Annotated in this window: 20 protein-coding genes; 9 read left to right on the top strand and 11 right to left on the bottom strand. The window is 33.6% G+C overall.

Features of this window, described 5'->3' with window-relative positions:
* Positions 1–1,134: 1,134 nt before the first annotated feature.
* The 3 genes from MKJ01_RS10460 to MKJ01_RS10450 all read right to left on the bottom strand — a co-directional run bounded on the left by MKJ01_RS10460 (position 1,135) and on the right by MKJ01_RS10450 (position 3,840).
* Positions 1,135–1,788 carry a DUF1016 N-terminal domain-containing protein gene (locus tag MKJ01_RS10460; RefSeq protein ID WP_241613610.1) on the bottom strand — a complete coding sequence of 218 codons (654 nt, stop codon included), beginning with the start codon at positions 1,786–1,788 and terminating at the stop codon, positions 1,135–1,137.
* The gene (locus MKJ01_RS10455) at positions 1,761–2,063 is read right to left on the bottom strand and encodes a hypothetical protein (protein WP_241613612.1); all 303 of its coding nucleotides are present in this window, start codon (positions 2,061–2,063) and stop codon (positions 1,761–1,763) included. The genes MKJ01_RS10460 and MKJ01_RS10455 overlap by 28 nt, the downstream gene beginning before the upstream one ends.
* 829 nt (positions 2,064–2,892) lie before the next feature.
* A complete protein-coding gene (locus MKJ01_RS10450; RefSeq protein ID WP_241613614.1) occupies positions 2,893–3,840 on the bottom strand; it encodes a beta-1,6-N-acetylglucosaminyltransferase in 948 nt (315 codons plus the stop codon).
* A gap of 431 nt (positions 3,841–4,271) precedes the next feature.
* Between MKJ01_RS10450 and MKJ01_RS10445 the strand changes: the two genes are divergently transcribed.
* From MKJ01_RS10445 to MKJ01_RS10430, 4 genes are all read left to right on the top strand, one after another.
* Positions 4,272–4,466 (top strand): cold-shock protein, encoded by a 195-nt coding sequence (locus MKJ01_RS10445; RefSeq protein ID WP_241613616.1) that lies wholly within the window; start codon positions 4,272–4,274, stop codon positions 4,464–4,466.
* Positions 4,467–4,582: 116 nt separating this feature from the next.
* Positions 4,583–5,041 (top strand): MaoC family dehydratase, encoded by a 459-nt coding sequence (locus MKJ01_RS10440; protein ID WP_241613618.1) that lies wholly within the window; start codon positions 4,583–4,585, stop codon positions 5,039–5,041.
* A 41-nt stretch (positions 5,042–5,082) separates the two neighbouring features.
* Positions 5,083–6,174 carry a calcium:proton antiporter gene (locus tag MKJ01_RS10435; protein ID WP_241613620.1) on the top strand — a complete coding sequence of 364 codons (1,092 nt, stop codon included), beginning with the start codon at positions 5,083–5,085 and terminating at the stop codon, positions 6,172–6,174.
* A gap of 97 nt (positions 6,175–6,271) precedes the next feature.
* The gene (locus tag MKJ01_RS10430) at positions 6,272–6,865 is read left to right on the top strand and encodes a Crp/Fnr family transcriptional regulator (protein WP_241613622.1); all 594 of its coding nucleotides are present in this window, start codon (positions 6,272–6,274) and stop codon (positions 6,863–6,865) included.
* 33 nt (positions 6,866–6,898) lie between these two features.
* Here MKJ01_RS10430 and MKJ01_RS10425 read toward each other — a convergent pair whose 3' ends face one another.
* The 5 genes from MKJ01_RS10425 to MKJ01_RS18830 form a co-directional block, all read right to left on the bottom strand.
* Positions 6,899–7,261 (bottom strand): response regulator transcription factor, encoded by a 363-nt coding sequence (locus tag MKJ01_RS10425; RefSeq protein WP_241613623.1) that lies wholly within the window; start codon positions 7,259–7,261, stop codon positions 6,899–6,901.
* Between the two features lie 360 nt (positions 7,262–7,621).
* Positions 7,622–7,858, bottom strand: coding sequence for a hypothetical protein (locus MKJ01_RS10420; protein WP_368366350.1), 237 nt, complete (start codon positions 7,856–7,858; stop codon positions 7,622–7,624).
* Positions 7,859–8,647: 789 nt separating this feature from the next.
* On the bottom strand, positions 8,648–10,912 hold the full coding sequence (locus tag MKJ01_RS10415) for a glycosyltransferase (protein ID WP_241613625.1): 2,265 nt from the start codon (positions 10,910–10,912) through the stop codon (positions 8,648–8,650).
* Positions 10,913–10,949: 37 nt separating this feature from the next.
* Positions 10,950–11,978 carry a hypothetical protein gene (locus tag MKJ01_RS10410; RefSeq protein WP_241613627.1) on the bottom strand — a complete coding sequence of 343 codons (1,029 nt, stop codon included), beginning with the start codon at positions 11,976–11,978 and terminating at the stop codon, positions 10,950–10,952.
* Positions 11,979–12,110, bottom strand: coding sequence for a hypothetical protein (locus tag MKJ01_RS18830; protein WP_263603425.1), 132 nt, complete (start codon positions 12,108–12,110; stop codon positions 11,979–11,981).
* Positions 12,111–12,276: 166 nt separating this feature from the next.
* On the opposite strand from MKJ01_RS18830, the gene MKJ01_RS10405 reads away from it, so the two are divergent.
* The 5 genes from MKJ01_RS10405 to MKJ01_RS10385 all read left to right on the top strand — a co-directional run bounded on the left by MKJ01_RS10405 (position 12,277) and on the right by MKJ01_RS10385 (position 14,176).
* The gene (locus MKJ01_RS10405) at positions 12,277–12,837 is read left to right on the top strand and encodes an AraC family transcriptional regulator (protein ID WP_241613629.1); all 561 of its coding nucleotides are present in this window, start codon (positions 12,277–12,279) and stop codon (positions 12,835–12,837) included.
* 103 nt (positions 12,838–12,940) lie between these two features.
* Complete coding sequence (locus tag MKJ01_RS10400) at positions 12,941–13,159, top strand: hypothetical protein (RefSeq protein ID WP_105700755.1); 219 nt, start codon at positions 12,941–12,943, stop codon at positions 13,157–13,159.
* Positions 13,160–13,295: 136 nt separating this feature from the next.
* Positions 13,296–13,514 carry a hypothetical protein gene (locus MKJ01_RS10395; protein ID WP_241613631.1) on the top strand — a complete coding sequence of 73 codons (219 nt, stop codon included), beginning with the start codon at positions 13,296–13,298 and terminating at the stop codon, positions 13,512–13,514.
* Positions 13,511–13,780, top strand: coding sequence for a hypothetical protein (locus MKJ01_RS10390; RefSeq protein ID WP_241613633.1), 270 nt, complete (start codon positions 13,511–13,513; stop codon positions 13,778–13,780). The genes MKJ01_RS10395 and MKJ01_RS10390 overlap by 4 nt, the downstream gene beginning before the upstream one ends.
* A gap of 96 nt (positions 13,781–13,876) precedes the next feature.
* A complete protein-coding gene (locus MKJ01_RS10385) occupies positions 13,877–14,176 on the top strand; it encodes a hypothetical protein (protein ID WP_241613634.1) in 300 nt (99 codons plus the stop codon).
* Between the two features lie 143 nt (positions 14,177–14,319).
* Here MKJ01_RS10385 and MKJ01_RS10380 read toward each other — a convergent pair whose 3' ends face one another.
* The 3 genes from MKJ01_RS10380 to MKJ01_RS10370 are packed head-to-tail and all read right to left on the bottom strand — an operon-like array spanning position 14,320 to position 19,752.
* The gene (locus MKJ01_RS10380) at positions 14,320–16,455 is read right to left on the bottom strand and encodes a DEAD/DEAH box helicase (protein ID WP_241613636.1); all 2,136 of its coding nucleotides are present in this window, start codon (positions 16,453–16,455) and stop codon (positions 14,320–14,322) included.
* On the bottom strand, positions 16,452–17,768 hold the full coding sequence (locus MKJ01_RS10375) for an ATP-binding protein (protein ID WP_241613638.1): 1,317 nt from the start codon (positions 17,766–17,768) through the stop codon (positions 16,452–16,454). Before MKJ01_RS10375 ends, MKJ01_RS10380 begins: the two co-directional genes overlap by 4 nt.
* Positions 17,761–19,752: a tellurite resistance TerB C-terminal domain-containing protein gene (locus MKJ01_RS10370; RefSeq protein ID WP_241613640.1), complete on the bottom strand. Its 1,992-nt coding sequence runs from the start codon at positions 19,750–19,752 to the stop codon at positions 17,761–17,763. Before MKJ01_RS10370 ends, MKJ01_RS10375 begins: the two co-directional genes overlap by 8 nt.
* Positions 19,753–19,757 lie beyond the last annotated feature (5 nt).

Below are 19,757 nucleotides of genomic sequence, written 5' to 3'. Positions count from 1 at the left end.
ATATTACCTGGAAGAACCTGCACTTTTTAGCATTTTCTTTAAGGCTAATCAAAAAATTAAAAGTTTAAACAACTTCATAGTGAATAAATTTATTAGTATTGATGAAAATATAAATCAGCTTAAAATATCTGCCTTTTTATTCTAAGGGTTTTAATCCGGAATAGATCGTTGTTGCCATTGTTGGAAGTAATATTTGTATAATACTGAAAGATTAATTAAAGTAAGCGTCTTTCGGGTATGACAAATTTACTTGTAAATATTAGACATAATTCCCAATCCATCGTAATTTTTTCCTTCATTTAGAAAAAATACTTAAAAACCAGTAGAAAAAAGATATGAAAATCAGTATGCCTTTTGCTCACATATCTAATAGTTTTGCCAGAGTTAAAAATTTCCAATAGAAAACAAAATCATTTGCTACGCATAGCTGATACTTACTTGAGCGATAGGAATTTTTAACATTAATTTAATGTTAAATACTCTGAGAATGATGCCACATTAATTAATAGAAATAAAAACTGATGCCTTAATTGGCCGGGTTCTACAGAAATCTGGTAACCTCTTTTTCTTATTTTTTGGAGAGGTCACTCAAAAGGTCACCAAAATATTGATCTTTTTGAATTTTTAACATCTGCGCTAAAACAAAAAACGCTGTAAACATTGATGTTTACAGCGTTTTAGCTTATTTTGGTTCCTAACCTGGCGGAGAGTGAGGGATTTTGTACCCATTTCTCATCGCTTTATGGATAAGATTTTCGCTGTTGCATCTCTGTGAAAGGCCTTAAATAGGACATTTGCAAAAAAGTGGTAAAATCCTAATTTAAATTTTACGTAGTAAAACTAAAAATTTCTGTTCAAATCTGCAAGTAAAAAGCCCAAAATTTGAACACGTTTTTAAAGTTCAAAACAAGAATTTAATCCTTTTCTTGCGCCTGAAATTTCTCAGTTGAAATATTTCTAAAAGAAAACGAAGAAAAAAATTAAAAAAAAAGAAAGCCTTTTGAAAATGAGCGTGGCATTCGATCAAGGTTTTTCTGAAAATCCTGAGGGCTTGACCTTGACAGAATTTAGCTATTGGACTTAGTAGCGAATTACCTTTGGTTTCTTTTTTTTTATTTTAATATGTAGTTGTAATTAGTTCATTCTTTCTTTTACAAAACTAGAAACGGTTAATCTATGCACACCTAAAATCCTACCTATTGCAGAATATGAAACTTTTTTTTCAATTAATTCTTGAATCTTCTTTTCCTGACCAGTTAATTTTGTCTTAGAGGGTTTACTACCCATGGGACGGCCTAAAATTAAACCTTCTGCTCTTTTTCGAGTTAATGCTTCTTTAGTTCTCTGGGATATAATCTTTCTTTCAATTTCGGCTGATAAACCAAATACAAATGCCAACACTTTAGAATTAATATCACTTCCTAAGCGATAATTGTCCTTAATGGTCCAAACTTGAATGTCACGATTCATATATTCATTAAGTACACCCCCAATCAGTGACTGGGGGATTCTGCCTTGAAATGTTAAATAAAATTTTCTGAAATATTCTAGATTGGAAATAGAATATCCTCTTCCAAATTCTTTCGTTAATTGTTTACTGAGCTTTTTAAGTATTTCCTTAGCATATTCCGCTCTACCTCCGCCATTTTTTTCGTCCTCAACAATTATTCTACCTATTTCAAAATAGGTTAACAACATTGTAGTGTTGATATTGCGGACAATATTATTTTTAGCATTTTCAATCAAGTGCTTAATGGATTTTAAAAGAGTGGATGATAATTGATGCATGTATTTTGAAATATCATTGCTTCTTCTTCAGCATTTCTTCGATGTCTTTGTAATTGTAATATGGTGTCCCCGTCCGCACGAGTGTACGATAAGCTTCCATTGGTACGGAGTTTCTGCAATGTTACAGTAGAAATTTTAAAAAGTTCTTTCATTTCACCAGAAAGTAACCATAATTTTTCTTCCTTATTTATAATGTGAAACAAAATCTTGATTTCATTAAATAATTCAGCTTTAAATTCTTCTAGGTCTTCAATTGTGACAATATTTACTTTCATAGCAATTGTTTAATATAGTAATTCATTAAATATTGTTATTTGATCTATCGTAGTTAAAATTGAGTTCAAATATTGCTTAAATGTACTGTAAAACAGTAGGGTATAATTTTCTTGATATTAGCTGAAAGTGTATTTTACAATCAGGCATTACCTGAAGAATTTATAGTAGCACTCTGTTTTAGAAAATTTTATTTAACAGTTTTATTATTTTGTGATTGCTACTAAGTACAGTATAATTAAAAAAATCTCTTCAAAGGCCATTAACGAGCTTATCTTCAAACACTTTTATCGACGATTTGTTTCGTTTGAGCCAAATCAAGCAAGAATTGTAAAATTTATTTTAATCAAATAATTTCTCTTAATATATGTTTAACGCAATTTAATTTTAAAAATTAATAAGAACAAGTATTGGAACGGTAAGTACATCACTGGCTTTACTTGTCTACCTATAAATGAATAAATATTAAAACATTTGTTGAAAGATCTGATGATCTGTAAATAATTTTTGAATTAATTAATCCTATCCTGCAAGCTCCACAGATCTACTCAAATCATTTATTACAGGATATAGATATATACTGAAGGTACTAAATGACATTAAATTTATATTTCAATGTAAAAAATCGTTTATGCGGTAATTTCCGTGTAAATAAAAATATATAATAATATCTTTTAAATAGGTTGTTAAATTTGGATAATATTTTGGAGATTTAATAAATATTTAAATTATATTTTATCACAACGATATCTAGAAGAGAATGCAATGAACACACAGTATTTTATCTTTACTGAGGTGATGGAATACTAGATGGTTACTTGTAAGTACATACTAATTACTGCCGGGTAGATCTCTTTTCAACTCTCTTTCAATTTCATCGATTTCCGGTAGCGGGATGTCATAACCAGTAGCCACACATTCGATTATTCGGTCGTCAGTCAGATCACCAAACTTATTGATGAAAAGGCTGTTACTCTCTTTCAGAAATTTCAGAAAACGGTTGTAATAATTATCTTTGCCTATTAACGGAGGATTAATGGTTGCTCTTTTGTCATCATTAACGATAATATCATTAAAATCGGTATTCATCAGAACGGTCTGAAAAAAAGATTCAGCAGGAAGCAGGGTGTGTAAGTAATAATCTTCAAAATCCATCACTTTCTCATTGTTAGATAAGAAAGAGCATGTTTCCCGGGTAAAAATAAACCATTTCCCGCCTATGTAGGGAATGACGCCCCTCATAAAGTCTCTTTTATAGATAAGTGAGGAAATCCTGTGGGTCAATTCTGTAAAGTGATTCTGGATCCTTTGCAATGTGTCGGGTCTGTAAAACTTCTGATCATAATAAAAGATGTAATTTCTTCCCGCATTGACCGTCAGAAATTGCCTGATAATTTGCTGGGACCTCAATGGGAGGTCTTCGCCACTTAGATTGATCAGATAGTCCCAATGCTTGCTGGCATTGAGTAAGAATTCCATGGCGTTAAGCTCAGCCTGAATCATGCTGAATCCCCCTGAGACGATATTCATACTTTCCAGAATGTAGACATTCGGATATTGAACAACATAATCCTGGATCACTTCCGTTGTTTCGGCACTGGCTTTCCGGTCAATGTGTATCAGGTATAATTGGTCACGGGTATATATTTTTTCAAGCAAGGTCTTGAAGGCCTCGGGTCGCTGATGTACCATTATAAAATAAGCGATACGAACCTGTAGTACGGAATGTCTTTCTTTGGTCTGAGGAAGGGTCTGGGATATAGTTGAATTGCTCTGCATATTTACGGAATTTAGATCATCCGCACTGTGCAAATAATTCTTCTGTGTGCGTAATGTACGAATAAAATAATGATAATCAATTATTTATATTTTTTAATTTTGAGGAATATTCATGTACATTTGCAAAGTATTCATAAAGGAAGGTTCCTGCCTTTGCTTAACCGGTTCCATGACACGGACCGGTCTGCTTCTCCAGTTTCCCATTTATAGATCCGATTTTTTAATGATATTGAGAACAGTGATTCCTTTGATCTTAAAAAATGATGTGATATTGCAGGCCAGGATAGTATTCAGACTATCGGTGAGCTGTGCAAAGTATGATAGATATATCGTGTAACATTACATTTTGTCCTCTCTATCAAAATTTTCAACAAAAAATGAAATCTGTAAAGTGTACAGATCTTATTATATTAATTTTTAATTTTATTACAATGCAAAAAGGCACCGTAAAATTTTTCAACGAGGCAAAAGGCTTCGGTTTCATCGCACCATCAGAAGGTGGCGCAGATATATTTGTACATACTTCAGGACTTGATTCACGAGGCATCCGTGAGAATGACGAGGTTGTTTTCAATGTACAGAAAGGAGAGAGAGGTTTAAGCGCTATCAACGTTAAACTGGCATAATCTGAGCAATATAGTAATTTACTGTTAGTTATATTACCGGCCTCCGCATATTGCGAGAGGCTTTTTATCTTTTTTCGACTACAATCTTTAGTATTCAATTTATAATTAAAAATATCATGCGGATCATCAATAATTTTCAAGAATATAAGTTACTGGAAGGAATCCTTGTGGGAAGTTCACCCTGGCACACGATTGACCAGAAGCAGATCGACCGATTTGCCAAAGCTACCTTAGACCACCAGTGGATACACATTAACGAGGAGAGGGCAGCAAATGAAAGTCCTTACGGATCAACCATTGCCCACGGATATCTGACGCTTTCATTGATTCCTTATTTGTGGAAACAAATAGCATCGGTGCAGAATGTAAGCGTTGAGGTCAACTATGGGATCGAAGACCTGAGATTCGGAGTACCTGTGAAAGTAAATTCCAGAGTATCATTACAGGCAACGATCAGATCGGTCAAAGATCTGCGAGGAATGGTCAAAGTAATTGTCGGTGCCACACTTGTCGTTGAGAATGAATCAAGGCCTGCTTATACGGGTGATGTTGTATTTCTTTATCAATTCAAATAGAAATTTTACATTATTAAGGAATTTAGATTGACCATTATTTTATGAAACAAATTAAATATTTGCACTACTGGACGATTGTCATACCGATTTTATCCTGGCTCTTCTATTTTGGTAGCTTCTTCTTTTCGTCAGGCTATTATTCGATCCTGCTTACGGTCCTTCTGCTGGGAAGCGTGATCACTGCCGTCTACCATTCTGAAGTATTGGCGCACCGGTTGGGCGAGCCTTTCGGCACGCTGCTTCTCGCCTTTGCGATCACTGTCATAGAGGTGGGATTGATCATATCCATTATGCTAGGTGCCAAAGGTCTGGAAACCATTACCCTGGCAAGGGATACGGTGTTTGCGGCTGTAATGCTCATACTAAATGGCATTATCGGGATTTGCATCGTCATAGGATCACTGCGATACAGGGAGCAGGCATTTACCTTAAAAGGTGTGAGCACGGCCTTAATTACCTTGACCGCGGTGGTAGTGTTTGTCTTGATCCTGCCCAATTACACTGTGAGTCACGGCGGTGGAGAATATACCTCTTTTCAGCTGCTGTTTATTGCAGTAATATGTCTCTTCCTATATTTGGGATTTACCATGGTGCAGACGATCAGGCATCGTAGTTTTTTCCGGTCGCCACAGAAAGATGGTACTGTTCAGAATAATGATGCTGAAATTAAAGTTAGCAACAAAAGAAGCTACATTAGTGTTTTAATGCTTCTTGTCAGTCTGGGCATTGTCGTGATGATGGCCAAGCTTCTTTCAAAGGATGTCGAGTATCTTGTGAAGGCAGTTGGTGCGCCAAGATCTGTGGTTGGGATCATTATTGCCGGGATAGTTTTACTGCCTGAAGCTCTTGCAGCCGTGAGAGCAGCCGGAAATGATGAGATACAGACTTCTCTTAATCTGGCATTCGGCTCTGCTTTGGCCAGCATCGGACTCAGCATTCCTGCCATCGCTATTATTTCGGTCATTAGTGGTATCAGGATGACCTTAGGAATTGACATTAAGTCGACAGTATTGCTGGGACTCTCCCTCTTTATCATTACGGTTTCCCTGGCTACAGGAAAAACCAACATCATGCAGGGCGTTGTACTGGTCGGCATCTTTATGATTTACCTTTTCACATCGATTGTCCCTTAAAACCAATAGTTATGTTTATAAAATTTCTTTTATGACAACAGTCATAAAGTAAAAAGTTAGTATTAATTACCTTCATCATGAAATAAAAAGCAGAAAAATGATAGATGAAAAATATTTAAGATGTCATGGTGCAGTAGAAAAGAAATTTACTGCAGGTTCTTGCATCTTTAGTCACGGGACCATTCAAAACCATTATTACCAGATCATTGACGGTATTGTCAAACTTTCCAATACAGGTTATGATGCCAAAGATATGACCTTTCAATTGTTAAGAAATAGAGAACATATCAGTCTGTATTCTGTGTTTGTTGAGATGCCTTCACTTCATCATGCCGTAGCACTTACCGACTGCCGAATACTTGTCATGCAAAAGGATAACTTTAATCAGATGATCGGGCGGAACAAAGTTTTAATGTTAATGGTTCTGAAAGAGCTTTCAAGTGATTTTTATTATCAGCCGCTTAAGAGCTGCTGTTATATCACGGATAGTGCAGAAAACAAGATTGAGCACCTGTTTCACAGCCTAAAGTATGATGAAACAGATCAGGAGTTATTGTCTTTTGTGATCAAGATGAGTTTACAGCAAATCTCTTATATAGCAAATTTGTCAATTAAGACCGTTCGATCAGCCATTGAGAATTTGGAAGACCAAGGCTTAATTAAGATTGTTAAAGGTAAAATATTTTTCTAAGTAAATCGGATTGGAACGCATTGTGAAGACTTTTTACATTTTGCCTATCAAACCTGATACCGTTGCCACCATAGTATCAAGATCGAAAGGTTTAGAAATAAATTCATCATACTGACAGCAATCCTGTAATTCAAGTGTTTTGGCATGGGCGCTCATCATAAGTACAGGGATTTTGGATGTTTCTGCATTATTTTTCAAATCGTTGCAGACAGCAATACCTGAGCCATCCGGAAGCCGGATGTCAAGCAGATACAGGTCGACATTACTGCCGATATTCATTTTATTGAATTCCCGGATACTTGAACTGGATATTATCTTGTAACCTTCCATATTGAAAAGCACTTCCAGCAATTCGCGGATGCTGTCTTCATCTTCTAATATAAATATTGTCTTCATAATTTTGAATCTTACGCAACGGACTATTTATATTAGCCAGATAAAAATGGCATGCTGCGGGATAAGTTAAGCAAATACTATGCGACAAATATTTATTATAAATATAATTTTAGTAACGGTGAAAGTAAAAGGAATCTACGTAGCGTTTTAACGTCTTTGTTTAAAGATAATATTATTTAAGAATGGTAATGCTTACTTTAAAGTTGACAGATCTGTTGTGACGGATTACTGTAATTAATATCTATTACCTCAAATCAGGATTATTGCTCATTCTGGCTAATTTTCTAACTAATGTTAATATGCCTGAAGCTGAGATATAATCTTTCGGCAGCAAATCTAAATCAAAAAGCACCTTGAGTTTTACGTATTCTTTTTAACGACATCTACCAGATGATCAATGTCAAAAGGTTTTTCAATATAGTCATCAGCTTTGCATTGTTCTGCTTTTTTAGATAATTCGGTCGAGGTGGAAGTCAGTAAGGCTGACAAGTCTTCGGTGGCAGGATCAGACTTTAGGTCTTGAATCACGTCAGTTCCTCTTTTATCTCCTTTAATAAATTCGTCAACAATAACAACATCAGGATTGATATCATCAATCTCATCAATGGGATCGGTGTTTAATGATGGTGTTTAATGATGGTGTTACATCATATCCTTCATTGCTCAAGATGTGATCCATAAGTTCCAATATATATTCATCATCCTGGATAAGCACCACTTTTTTCTCCATAAGTCACTAATTTTCAAGTAAATGTACAAAAAAATAATCGAAATCAGTGTCCTTAAAAATGTCTGTCACTAAAGAAGTGATATGTCATTATAACTTGACTATGTTTATTTGGCTATTCAATAAATTCAGGAATTTAACATTCAAATTGTCTTCAGATTGGTACGATCTATTGTAAAATAATTTTTCCATGTTGGAATTTTATGCGCTATACTTACTGATGTAATTTGGATGCGCAAAAATTTGCGATAAAAATGAGTTATATTCGTTAAACTAATCTTAATCACATCGTTTATATGAAAGTTATATACGTAAAACAGGAGTTGCTAACTTTAATATAATAAACTTCTTATCCTTTTTTTACTTTTAAAATCAAAAAAATGAACTAAAAATATACAAATGGAGTATTTTTAAGTAGTAACTTTGATAGTGTAAGTTTGAGATCAAAATTTAAAATTAATTAGAAAGAGAAAAATTGCACTACTTGTCTTAAATGGCGCCGTTTGGCTGGTTGTGACTTTGACGAGCATATCTTCAAACACTTTTATAGGTGATTTGGTTCAATTAAGTCAAATTAAACAGGAATTCCAAAGCTCATCTTTATCAAGTGTTTTTTTATAGTTGAAGTTTCTGTCAACCTAAAAAATTGATATCTCTAATTACTCAAAACAAAGCCTTGCCAGCAGATAACTAACTGTAGATTCTGCACCCTGGTTAAGATTTACATTTTTTTCCTCAAGCCCATCATAGCAACCTCCTGTTGCAGGGTTATAAACGATTTGATTCAAATGATTTTTTCCTAAAAACCAGTTGAATGAGTTATTCATCATTTGTAAATATTTTTCATCATGGAAAACTTTGTAAAATGCAGATAGTGCCAAAACCGTATAGGCGACATCAATAGGCTGTTCTCCACCAATTGGAGTGTTATTTTCAGTTTTTTCTTTTTGCATCCAGCCTTTGTTTGATATTACTTTTATATTATCGTCAATCATAATTTTAGATAACAAAAACTGGAAAGATTCTTCCGCAATTTGTTTGTAAAGCTCATCTTTGGTTGAAATCCACGCACAGAGTAAAGCTTCCGGTAATACGCTGTTTCCGTAAGTCAGATAATTCTCATACCAATGCCAATCGTCTTTTGCTTCGTGTTGATACATCTTCACTAAACGATTCGCAAATTGTTTTAACAATGGAAGGTTTTTTTCTGAGTTTTGATAATGCAATCCTTTAATAATAAAAGCCATTGCTCTTGTAGAATGGATTTTTTCTGCCCAGATAAGATTTTTTTGAATGATTTTCTCTGCAGTTTCAGAAAACTCCTGTGGTAAAATTTGTTTTAATGAAATTAAATAACCTAAAGCCCAGATTGCTCTTCCGTTGGAATCATCCAGATTAGTTTCGTAGTTCTGCTGTGTAAACTGTTTGTGCTCGTCAACGTAATTCAAGAAACTTCCGTCATTATGCTGGCAAAATTTAATAAAGTTTAAATAAATTGAAATCAATTCCAGATCTGCTTTGTCTTTACTGATTTGAAAATGCCTGCAAATAGCAATCATCGCCCGTGCATTATCATCCAGCGTATATCCGGAATTAATATCTGGTTTACTGATCTTTGAAAACTGAATCATCCCGAAATCGGTTGTCATATTTTGAATATGCCCAAGATTGATTTCCGGTATAGTATAATTGAGTTCTATTTTATTATTTCTAAATTTCTGAAATAACAAAGCATGTAAAATAGATGAATTTTCCCACGCTGTCGGAGCCATTTTTTCGAGTGATTTTGAACGTAATTCCTCCCGTTTGCTTTCATTTTCTAATAATGTGTTTACAGCAACAGACAACTGCTCCGGAGCTTCAAAATCAATAATAATTCCCGTGTCTTCCTTTAAAACTTCCAAAGCATGTGGAATTGGAGTAGAGACAATGGCACATCCGCTGCTGATCGCATAGGAAAATGTACCGCTTACTGCCTGATTTCTGTCTTTTGACGTGAAAAGATAAACATCGGTAAGCTGAAGATATTCTAGTAATTCCGGGAGTGGCAGATAATCATTGATAAAGCGGATGTTGTTTTCCAGATGAAGTTTACAGGTGAGATCTTCCAAAAAACCACGGTATTTTTCGCCTTCGTGCCTTACTATTGCAGGATGTGTTTTGCCCAGAATTAAAAAAATAACATCAGGATTTTTAGCAATGATTTCCGGCAAGGCTTTCAGTGTAGTTTCAATATTTTTTCCGGAACCTAATAATCCGAAAGTAGAAAGAACTTTTTTATTTTTAAGATTATACTTTTCTTTCAACGCAATTTTGTCTGTGAATGGCAGAAGATGCGTGCCGTGAGGGATTACCGTAATTTTATCGGAAGGAATTTCATAATCATTCGAGAGAATGTCTGCAGAAATACTAGTCATTACAACAAGAGATTTTGCAAAATCGGCAATTTCTTTCACCTTTTCCTTTAGCTCTTTATCAGGTTTTGGCAAAACAGTGTGAAAAGTGATGATAACATCTTTTTTTAAGTTCTTAAGAAAAAGAAACAAACCATTTCGGGTTTCATTAAAAAAGCCGAATTCGTGCTGGAGCATTACCAACTCAATTGTGTCGTTTTTATTGATCGTTGCAGCCAATTCCAAATAAGAAACGGCTTCTGAAATATTTAATTTGTACTCGGTATATTGGTTATACTCATAGTTTTCCTCTTCTGTTTCTATCGGGCAAATCATCGCATTGAAAGATTCTCCGAATTTCGAATGAAGAGATTTTATAAGATCCTGTGTATAAGTGGCAATTCCGCATACCTTCGGAGGAAAAGTGCTTACAAAGACAATGTTGGTTTTATTATAGATTTCGTGTTTTTTGTCATTATAAGTTTGTCTAATTGCTTTATCCTCCACGTCTGAATTAATATTTTTATTCATTTTTAATTTCTTTTAACCGTATTCTGCCTAATCATCTTTATACAGCGTACATCATTAACTCTTTCAATAGTTTTGAAATATTGAGTGATGCAACAGCTATCCTTTCGTCTGCAGCTCCATAATAGATATACAGTCTGCCATTCTCTACAATGGTTCCTGTCGGGAAACACACATTGTTGACTTCACCCTTCAGTTCCCATTCTTCTTCGGGTTTGAAAAGCGGATAGGGAAGTCGGGAAATTTCTTTTTCCGGGTTTTCAAGATCCAATAAAGCTGCACAGGCGTTGTAAACATAACCATTAATGGTATCATAAACACCGTGATAAATCATTAGCCAGCCGTATTCTGTTTCTATTGGCGGACACCCGCCTCCGATATAACTTGATTCGTGATCATATTTCGGAGATAAAAGAATGTGAGCTTTAAAATGTGAAAAGTAATCCTGCCAGAAATCAGAATTCAGATCTTCGATATTTTTTACGCTGACGATCTGAATTTCAGGTCTTATCCTGTGAATGAAATAAAATTTATCGTTTATTTTTCTGGGGAAGAAAATCAGATTTTTATCCCATAAAAAGATGGGGTCACTGTCAGTATGATTGATTTGAAATTCATTGTATCTTCTATACTTATCCGGGATTAAACCCTCTGATTCCGATAAAAGCTTAAACTCTTTATAAGAAATTTTCGGAACAATAATTTTTTTGTTTTTAAAGTATTTAAGATCGTTTGAAGTCGTTAATGTTCCTAAGGCATTGATGCCGTCATAACTGGTGTAAGTAAGATAAAATACATCATCTATTTTTACAATTCGGGGATCTTCTACACCGTGTTTTTCATATTCAGATTCAGGAACAATGATGGGTGAATCTGACCGTTTTTCTACCGTAAGCGGATCTGACAATACACAATGCCCGACAGTTGAGAAATTACCTTTGGCCACGGCGCGATAAAACAAATGTATTTTGCCATTTTCTTTAATAACAGCAGGATTCAGAACTCCTTCGTTTTCAAAATTTAAGTCGGTTTTTCTGAGTATAATTCCTTCTTTTTTTATTTCTACCATTTAGGTTGTTGCGTTGCGACTTTCATTTTCTTTGTCTTTCCTTTTGTTTTGTTTGTCTTCCCGCTTCTCTTTTAGTGATTTTGCCGCAGGTGTTTTATCTGTTTTTTTCTTTGTATCCTTTTCTTTTGACATTTTAAAATATTTTTATTGTATGTAAAGGTCATCCATTAAAAAAAGAAAGGTTTGTAATAGTCTTTCAATTTGTTACATAAATCATAGATATTAAAATTTAAAGGACTAACTTTGAAAGAGTGGCTGTCAACATATGGATTGACAAACTCGAAAAACGGTAAGGATAATGAAGTTATATATAAAATATATGGTAAGCCTGCGCTGCAAAATGGTGGTTCATCAGGAGCTTGAAAAACTGAATATAAGAAATGCCGTAGTAGACCTTGGACTTGTAGAAATATTGGATGATATTACGGATGAACAGCGACAGCTGTTAAAAGAAAATCTCCTCAAAACCGGACTTGAGTTATTGGATAATAAAAAAAGCATTCTGATCGAAAAAATAAAAAATGCAGTCACAGAAATGATCCATTATTCCGAATCACTTCCGAAAGAAAATTTCTCGGACTATCTCAGTGAAAAGCTTGGCTACGATTACACTTACCTCGCCAATACATTTTCTGAAGTGAAAGGTATGACTTTGCAGCACTTTATCATTATCAATAAAGTGGAAAGGGTAAAAGAGCTCCTTTTGTATGATGAACTCAATCTTACTGAAATCTCTTATAAACTCAATTACAGCAGTGTTGCGCATCTTTCCAATCAGTTTAAAAAAATAACAGGACTTTCTCCTTCTTTCTACAAACAGCTGAAGCAAAAACGCCTGAAAAATTTAGAAGACTTATAAAAAGTGTGATATATGCAAATCTACTTTCGAAATGTATAACAGGATAAGATTAAAATATATCACCTTTGGCTTGTAATAATTCTGTTACATATAAATTCGAATTATGAATACAAGTCACAATAAAGCTAATGAGGCTTTTAAAATTACAGGAGATTGGAAAGAACAATCGAAACAATTAAAAGAAAAATTTTCACAGCTTAAAGATTCAGATTTAGTGCTTGAAAAAGGAAAAGAAAATGAATTGCTGGGAAGATTAGAAAATAAACTAAGCAAAAGCCGTGAAGAGGTTATTAAGATTCTTAATAATACTCAACTTTCATAATGAGCATATTAAATCCAGAGAAATAGTACATATGTTTTGATGGATTTAATAGAAAAAGGGGCAGGTGCTTTTAAAGCCCTGTCCTTTTTTATTTGAAAATATCCTACTATGTTATGCTCCATTTAAATAAAAAAATATGAGACCACCGGATAATTTACAGAATCTTACAAGAAAGATTTTTAAAGTGACGGGTAAAATTCAGTCTTCACATCCAGAATTGTATTTCCTGTTGAATGAAACGCCTCTGTTTATGTCTATACATCATGAAGATATTACGGTTCAGGATCTAAAGCAATATCTTTCGTCTATTAGAATGCAGCTTGTTACCTTTGAGAAAGAAAAAATAAAAAAATGAAAACAATTATATTATATAAATTTAAAAACTCTTTCACGCAGAAAATGCCTCTCCTTAAAGAAAAAAGTCTGCTTAGTTCACTTAATGATCTGATGGCAATTGAGCTTCTGGATACAGAAATAATAACGGAATATACAATAGATATTCCTGACGATTTTAATTTTGAATACCACACCGATGAAGAATTGTTAGAATTATGCAAGACTTCTAAAAATTTTATTGATTATCATTTTGTAACAACTTTGAACGACTATGATGTTATCTGATTTTACCAACAAAAGTTTTCAATCATCAGATAATTAGAATTATATGAAAAAAAAGATCTACCTTTTAGGCTGGACGATAATTGTTCCCATATTGGCTTGGATAGCTTAACTGCTGCATTATTTTCTAACGGGGCATTTATATTCTTTAATCCTCACATTCTTTCTTATAGGAGCCGTTCTAGCAGCGGTTATCATTCGGAAATCATTGCTTATCGGGTAGGCGAGCCTTATGGAACTTTACTTTTGGTTTTTGCGATAACCGTAATAGAAGTTTCTCTTATTATTTTGATAATGGTGAGTGCAAAAGGTTTGGAAACAATCAGCCTTGCAAGAGATACGGTTTTCGCCGCTGTAATGATTATTCTTACAGGGATTATCGGTATTTGTAATAACTGATTATATAATTTATAAATCAAATGTGGAATGAGATTTCAGGAGATTTTTCATCACATTCTTCAGGAGGTCTTATTACAAATTAATTGAAACTCATAGTTTTTATTTTCTTGTGAAACATAATCAGATCAGATACAAAAGAATTTCTAATTAATTACTAATTGTAAATGCTTTATAAACTCTTCACATTTATAAAAATCGTAATAAGAATTCTTTAATATTTCAATTTGAAATTTTAGAGGTAAAAATTTACCGTATTTCGAAAAATCCAGAATCTCAGGAGTATTCTCCAGAAGATTTTCTAAAATGAAATCAAAATTAATGTTGGATGATTCTATACTTTTTAATTTTAATATAAATTCTTCTTGGGAAGTTTTTATCTCAAAAGAAGAATCCAAGTCGGAGAAAATATTCTTAATTCCTAAAGTATCAAAAATAAGTTTAAGCGTTCTGTTTACTTTTGAGCCTGTAAAAGAGTAAAATGTAAGATTTCTATTAGTTGAAAGTAATGGTCGTTCTTTGATAATATCTGAAAAATCAAAGACTGAAAATTCTTTCTGCATCTCCGATATAACATCCTGACTTGGTTCATCAAGAAAATCATATTCTTTTTTAGAAATCAGTACTTCCAGCATTTTTTCTCTGATTTTGTCTGCGATATTGGCAACGTTGCCCTCAAAGACTGGTTTCTTACCATCTTTTGCTGGAATTACTTCAATTTTCTTTGATTTTAAGTCAATTGCTATGATTTTCCAGATTCTTGCAGATAAGTAAACATTTTCATCTTCTCTAATCTGTAGGGTTAGTGGAATTTCACCTACCTTATTTCCTTTATAAGATACTTTGAATAAATTTTCGGTTTGGAAAACACTGTAAAATTCTCTGTTATTAACAATTTTCTCTCCTTCAATTCCTAAAATCAGTTCTGAACCGAGTTGTTCAAGAAGATCTTTTTCAATCAGGAATGCAATGATTTCTTCGATTTCACTTTCCAGTATATTCTTGAAAGCACAGTTATGATGTAATTCACTAAGCAAATTTGGTTTTAACATTCCAGAGCTCCCTTTTACGATGGAAAGCGTCTGGTGGAGTAAAACATCATAAGGCTTTTCATTCAAAGAAACCGGCTCAATATATTTCTCATCATATAAAAGCCAACAAGCAACTGATTGTAATAGTGTCCAGCGATTTGTTGCATATAAAAACAAATTACTTGCTTTGTCATCTCTTCGTCCACTCCTTCCGACTCTCTGGATTAAAGAAGCAATACTATGTGTAGCATCAATCTGAACAACCTGGTCTACACTTCCAATATCAATTCCTAATTCCAATGTTGAAGTACAAGCAATGCTGAAATTCTGATATGTGTGATTCTTTGCAAAGAATTCTACATATTCCCGCACTTCTTTATCTACGGAAGAATGATGGGAAAAGTAATTCTGATGTCCTCCGACTTTATCAGAAATCTTTCTCAATTTAACAGCAACTTCCTCAACTCTTCCCCTGGCATTTGGAAAAATCAACGATTTGCTATTTCTTGTTTGGATATATAAATCTTTTAATAATTTGAGAGGCAGTTCTGCACCGCTGCCTTCAAAATATCTGAAGACTGCATTAATAGGTTTGGGGTTTGTATCCCGTATGATTTTTGTGCTCTCAACGTCTCCGAGGAAACTTTTCAGTTCTAAATATTGATTAGAATCACTGACGGTTGCAGAAAGTGCTATCGTTTTGAATCTGGTTTTATTTATTTTTTGTAAACGTGATAAAATAGATTGCAATTGAACGCCTCTGTCGGAACCTAAAAAAGAGTGAACTTCATCAATTACTACATATTCTAATGAAGCAAACAAATGTTTTAAGTTATAGGGTTTATTAACAAACATTGCTTCCAAAGATTCCGGTGTAATCAGAACGATTCCGTTCGGATTTTTCAGCAGTTTATCTTTCTGACTTTTGCTCGCCTCACCGTGCCATTTGGTTACACTGATGTCCAAATATTCACACAATTCTTCAACACGACGGAACTGGTCATTAATCAAAGCAATTAATGGAGAAATGTAAAGCACTTTCACACCCTCTTCTTTAAAATCTGTTCTTGATAAAATGGGTAGAAAAGCAGCTTCCGTTTTTCCGGAAGCTGTTCTGGAAATTAACACATAATTATTCTCAGTTGATAATATTCTTTGGATTGCTGCTTCCTGAATCGGTCGCAACCTTTCCCAGCCTTTGTCTCTGACGTATTTCCTAATGGGTTCAGAAAGTAGATTGAACGCCGTCATAGTTCTTCAATACTATCCAGGATATTCAAGTCATTTGGCCGTTCGTCTTCAATTTCAATATCTCCAAACAACTGCTTTTTGTCAACATCCGGGTTTTGACGAATGATATTTAGAATATTCAAGAAATCACGAATAACTTCTCTGGGTGTCAAGAACTCTGATGCACCTGGCTTGTTAAATATTTCTTCCATAAAAGCAGAAATCTCTTCATCAGAAATACTGATTTCAGTTTTGTAATTAAAATCAAAGATTAATTTCAATTTTTTTAAAAGAACAAATATTTCGTTATGGTCCAAAGGCGTAAGTTTGATGACAGGCTGTGCAAAGTCACGCATTTCCAAAGTTTCAAATTTGTTAGTCTGCAATCTGGATTTTAATGCCTGGTAACTAAACAAACCTCTTCTTTCGTTTTCAAGAAATTCTCTTGTCCCGGCAAAGTTGATGAATAGATTAGACACCTTTCCCTGAAAGCAGTCATTGTAAATCGTAAGAATTTTCTCATAGTTTTTCTCACGCATTACGGAGGTGGAAATTTTGTAAAGGTTGATAGCTTCGTCAAGATTTATCATAAATCCGCTATATCCCATACTTACAAACAATTTGCAGAAATTTTTGAGCATATCATAAAAATTCTGGTCATTTATAATCTCCCGCACACCCAAATCCTGCCTTGCTTCGGTCTTTGTTTTATATTCTCCTTTCAGCCACTTTAATGCATTCCTTCTTAAAAATTCATCATTTTTGATATAGCCTTCATAATATTTAACGATGACAGAACCAAAGTCAAAACCACCTACTTCTGTGATTTCATTGATGGTTTTCATTATGCTGTTTTGAATGAGTCCAAGATATTCTTCATTACGGATATCAACCAATGAAATATTGTTTTCCTGTGCAGTTTTTGAAATAACCTGCTCTATCCACTTTTCCAATAATGTCTGCAAAGCACCTCCTTCCGGTTTGGTTTGGATGGCAATATTATCCATAATTGCCGAATATAATAAAACACTTTTTCCATCATTTGCATACAGTCGGTTATCCGGAGTAAAGTCTGCATTTGCAACCACAAATTTTTGTTTTAGTGCTACGGTATTAAGCAAATGAAGCATAAATGATTTACCGCTTCCGAAGTCTCCGATCCAGAATTTTGCAATACTGTGTCCGTTCTTTACATCATTCAGTGCGGTTATAAAGGCCTCTATTTCCTCTGTTCTTCCTACTGTAATATGCTGCACTCCAATTTTTGGAACAACTCCTCCTACAAGAGAGTTAATAATAGAGGTAGCTTCTTTAGGTTTAATATTATCAATCATTGTTTAATAGTTTTTTGTAATAATCTGGGGATATGGTAAATTGGTCATCTTCTTCTTCAATCAATACATCATCCAGTGTTTCATAGCAGGATTCATTAATTGAATCAATTACCGAGCTCATCATCTGGTTTTTACTTTTCATTACTTCTTCCAATTCATTTCGGGAAATATTGAAGCTGTTTTTTTCAAAAATTTCTAATACTTCTTTCTGAAGTTCTGAAAGGCGTAAATCTGAATTAAATCTTGATATAGCGGATTCTTTATTATTATCGCCGGTTATATGAATCTGAACTTCTCCGGTTTCATTTTCTTCTATAGAATCAGATGTTTTTATTTCATCCTCCAATTCGTCCTGAAGATATTCATTCAGAAGATTGACCGTTCCGGAATGCTGTTTCTGAACTTCTTGTATTGAGTTTCTATCGATAATAATTTTTTTCCGTTTTGGCTCATATACAGAAGCTATTCTTTTCAAGGCATTTTCAAGTTGCCTGTCTTTAATAAAATCATTCAGAATCTCTTCAAAATCTCTCAATTGTTCATCAGTTTTAAAAAGACTTTTCTGAATGGTTTTATTCATCTGCTTGTTATCAAACTTTGATGATTTCAAATCGGAATCTATGTAATAAACGTAAAGCTTAAGAGAACTTGGCTTATCCTGTTTCGCCATAAACTTGGAAGCTTCATAAAAAATATTTTCTACCGAAGGATTTTTTATGTTTTCATCGGCTAGTCTGATAATTTGATTTTCAAAGTCGGCTATATCCGTATAAGTTTGTGTTATTGTTTCAAATTTAGATTTCCAACGGGTGGTATTGCTTTCGTTCAATAATTTTTCTGTTTCAGTATCAGGAGAAACAATATTCTTCTGGTCATCAATTAAGAACACATCTAATTTTGAAATCACTTTTTCATAGTATGATGTAAAAATTTCAGGTGAACTGTAATTAAACTCTGCTGTCAGTTTCCTTTTATTTGAGTAGACCTCTCTGACATTGTTTTCACTTAATTTCAGAATGTGTCCATAAATTTCACCTTTTACAGAGTCAAAAGTATATTTATAATTTTGGCTTCCTTTTCTATATCTGTAATATTTTCTCACAATCAAATCAGACAATTCATCCATCAGGTTAACGAATGAATTATCACTAGAAACATAATTGCTCTGAAGAAATTCCACAGCTCTCAAAAACTGCTTCAGGATTTCAGTTTTACAGAATTCAGCATTATTAAAAACATTAGTTTGAAGCCAAATTCTGTTTAGGATTTCTTCTTGCTCAGTTGAAAGATTAAGTTTTTTCTTATATGTTTTACCAAGCTTCCAGTAATCATAATCATATTGTTGATTTTTTTCTCTGAAATGTTCAGCTTCGTCATCCATATTATATTCTTCAAGCTTCTGTAGCAGAAATGACACACCGTATGATTTTGTTCGCGGAAAAGTATTTCCTAACATTTCCAATTGATGCTCGACTTTTTTATAATCTTTATGAACTTCAAAATCGTTTAATAAATCAAAAAGCAGAATAAAAGCATAGTTGGTATTTCCATTGAGAGACAAAACATTCCCTTTTAAAAATTCCGCTCTGAATTTGTCATAAAAATTTCGCTGCTCCTGTGTAGCATAGTTAATTTCATCATAAGAATATACATATTGATGCGGCCAATAAGGAACAGAAGAATAAGATGATGACGAAGACGAATACTCTGACGTAATCTTTATATTACTTATCAAAGTGCTCATCAAATCAGATACATCAATAATTGAATCATCCTTCATATTAGATTCTACAGAATTTATCTGGTTTTTAGGTTGGGATGGGGGGATCTCGTTTCTTTTTTCGATATACTTTTTTTGAGGTTGTACTTTTATAGGATTAGAACTTGTATTCTTAAAAGTTACTTTATTTTTAGGTTTTTTCTTTTGGTTTTTGCTTATGGTAATGATAAAAAATAAAATTACCAGAATGATAAAAAAAGTCATATTCT

This window comes from Chryseobacterium sp. SSA4.19 (genome assembly GCF_022601875.1).
GTDB lineage: Bacteria > Bacteroidota > Bacteroidia > Flavobacteriales > Weeksellaceae > Chryseobacterium.
This window is presented reverse-complemented; position numbering and strand designations above follow the sequence as displayed.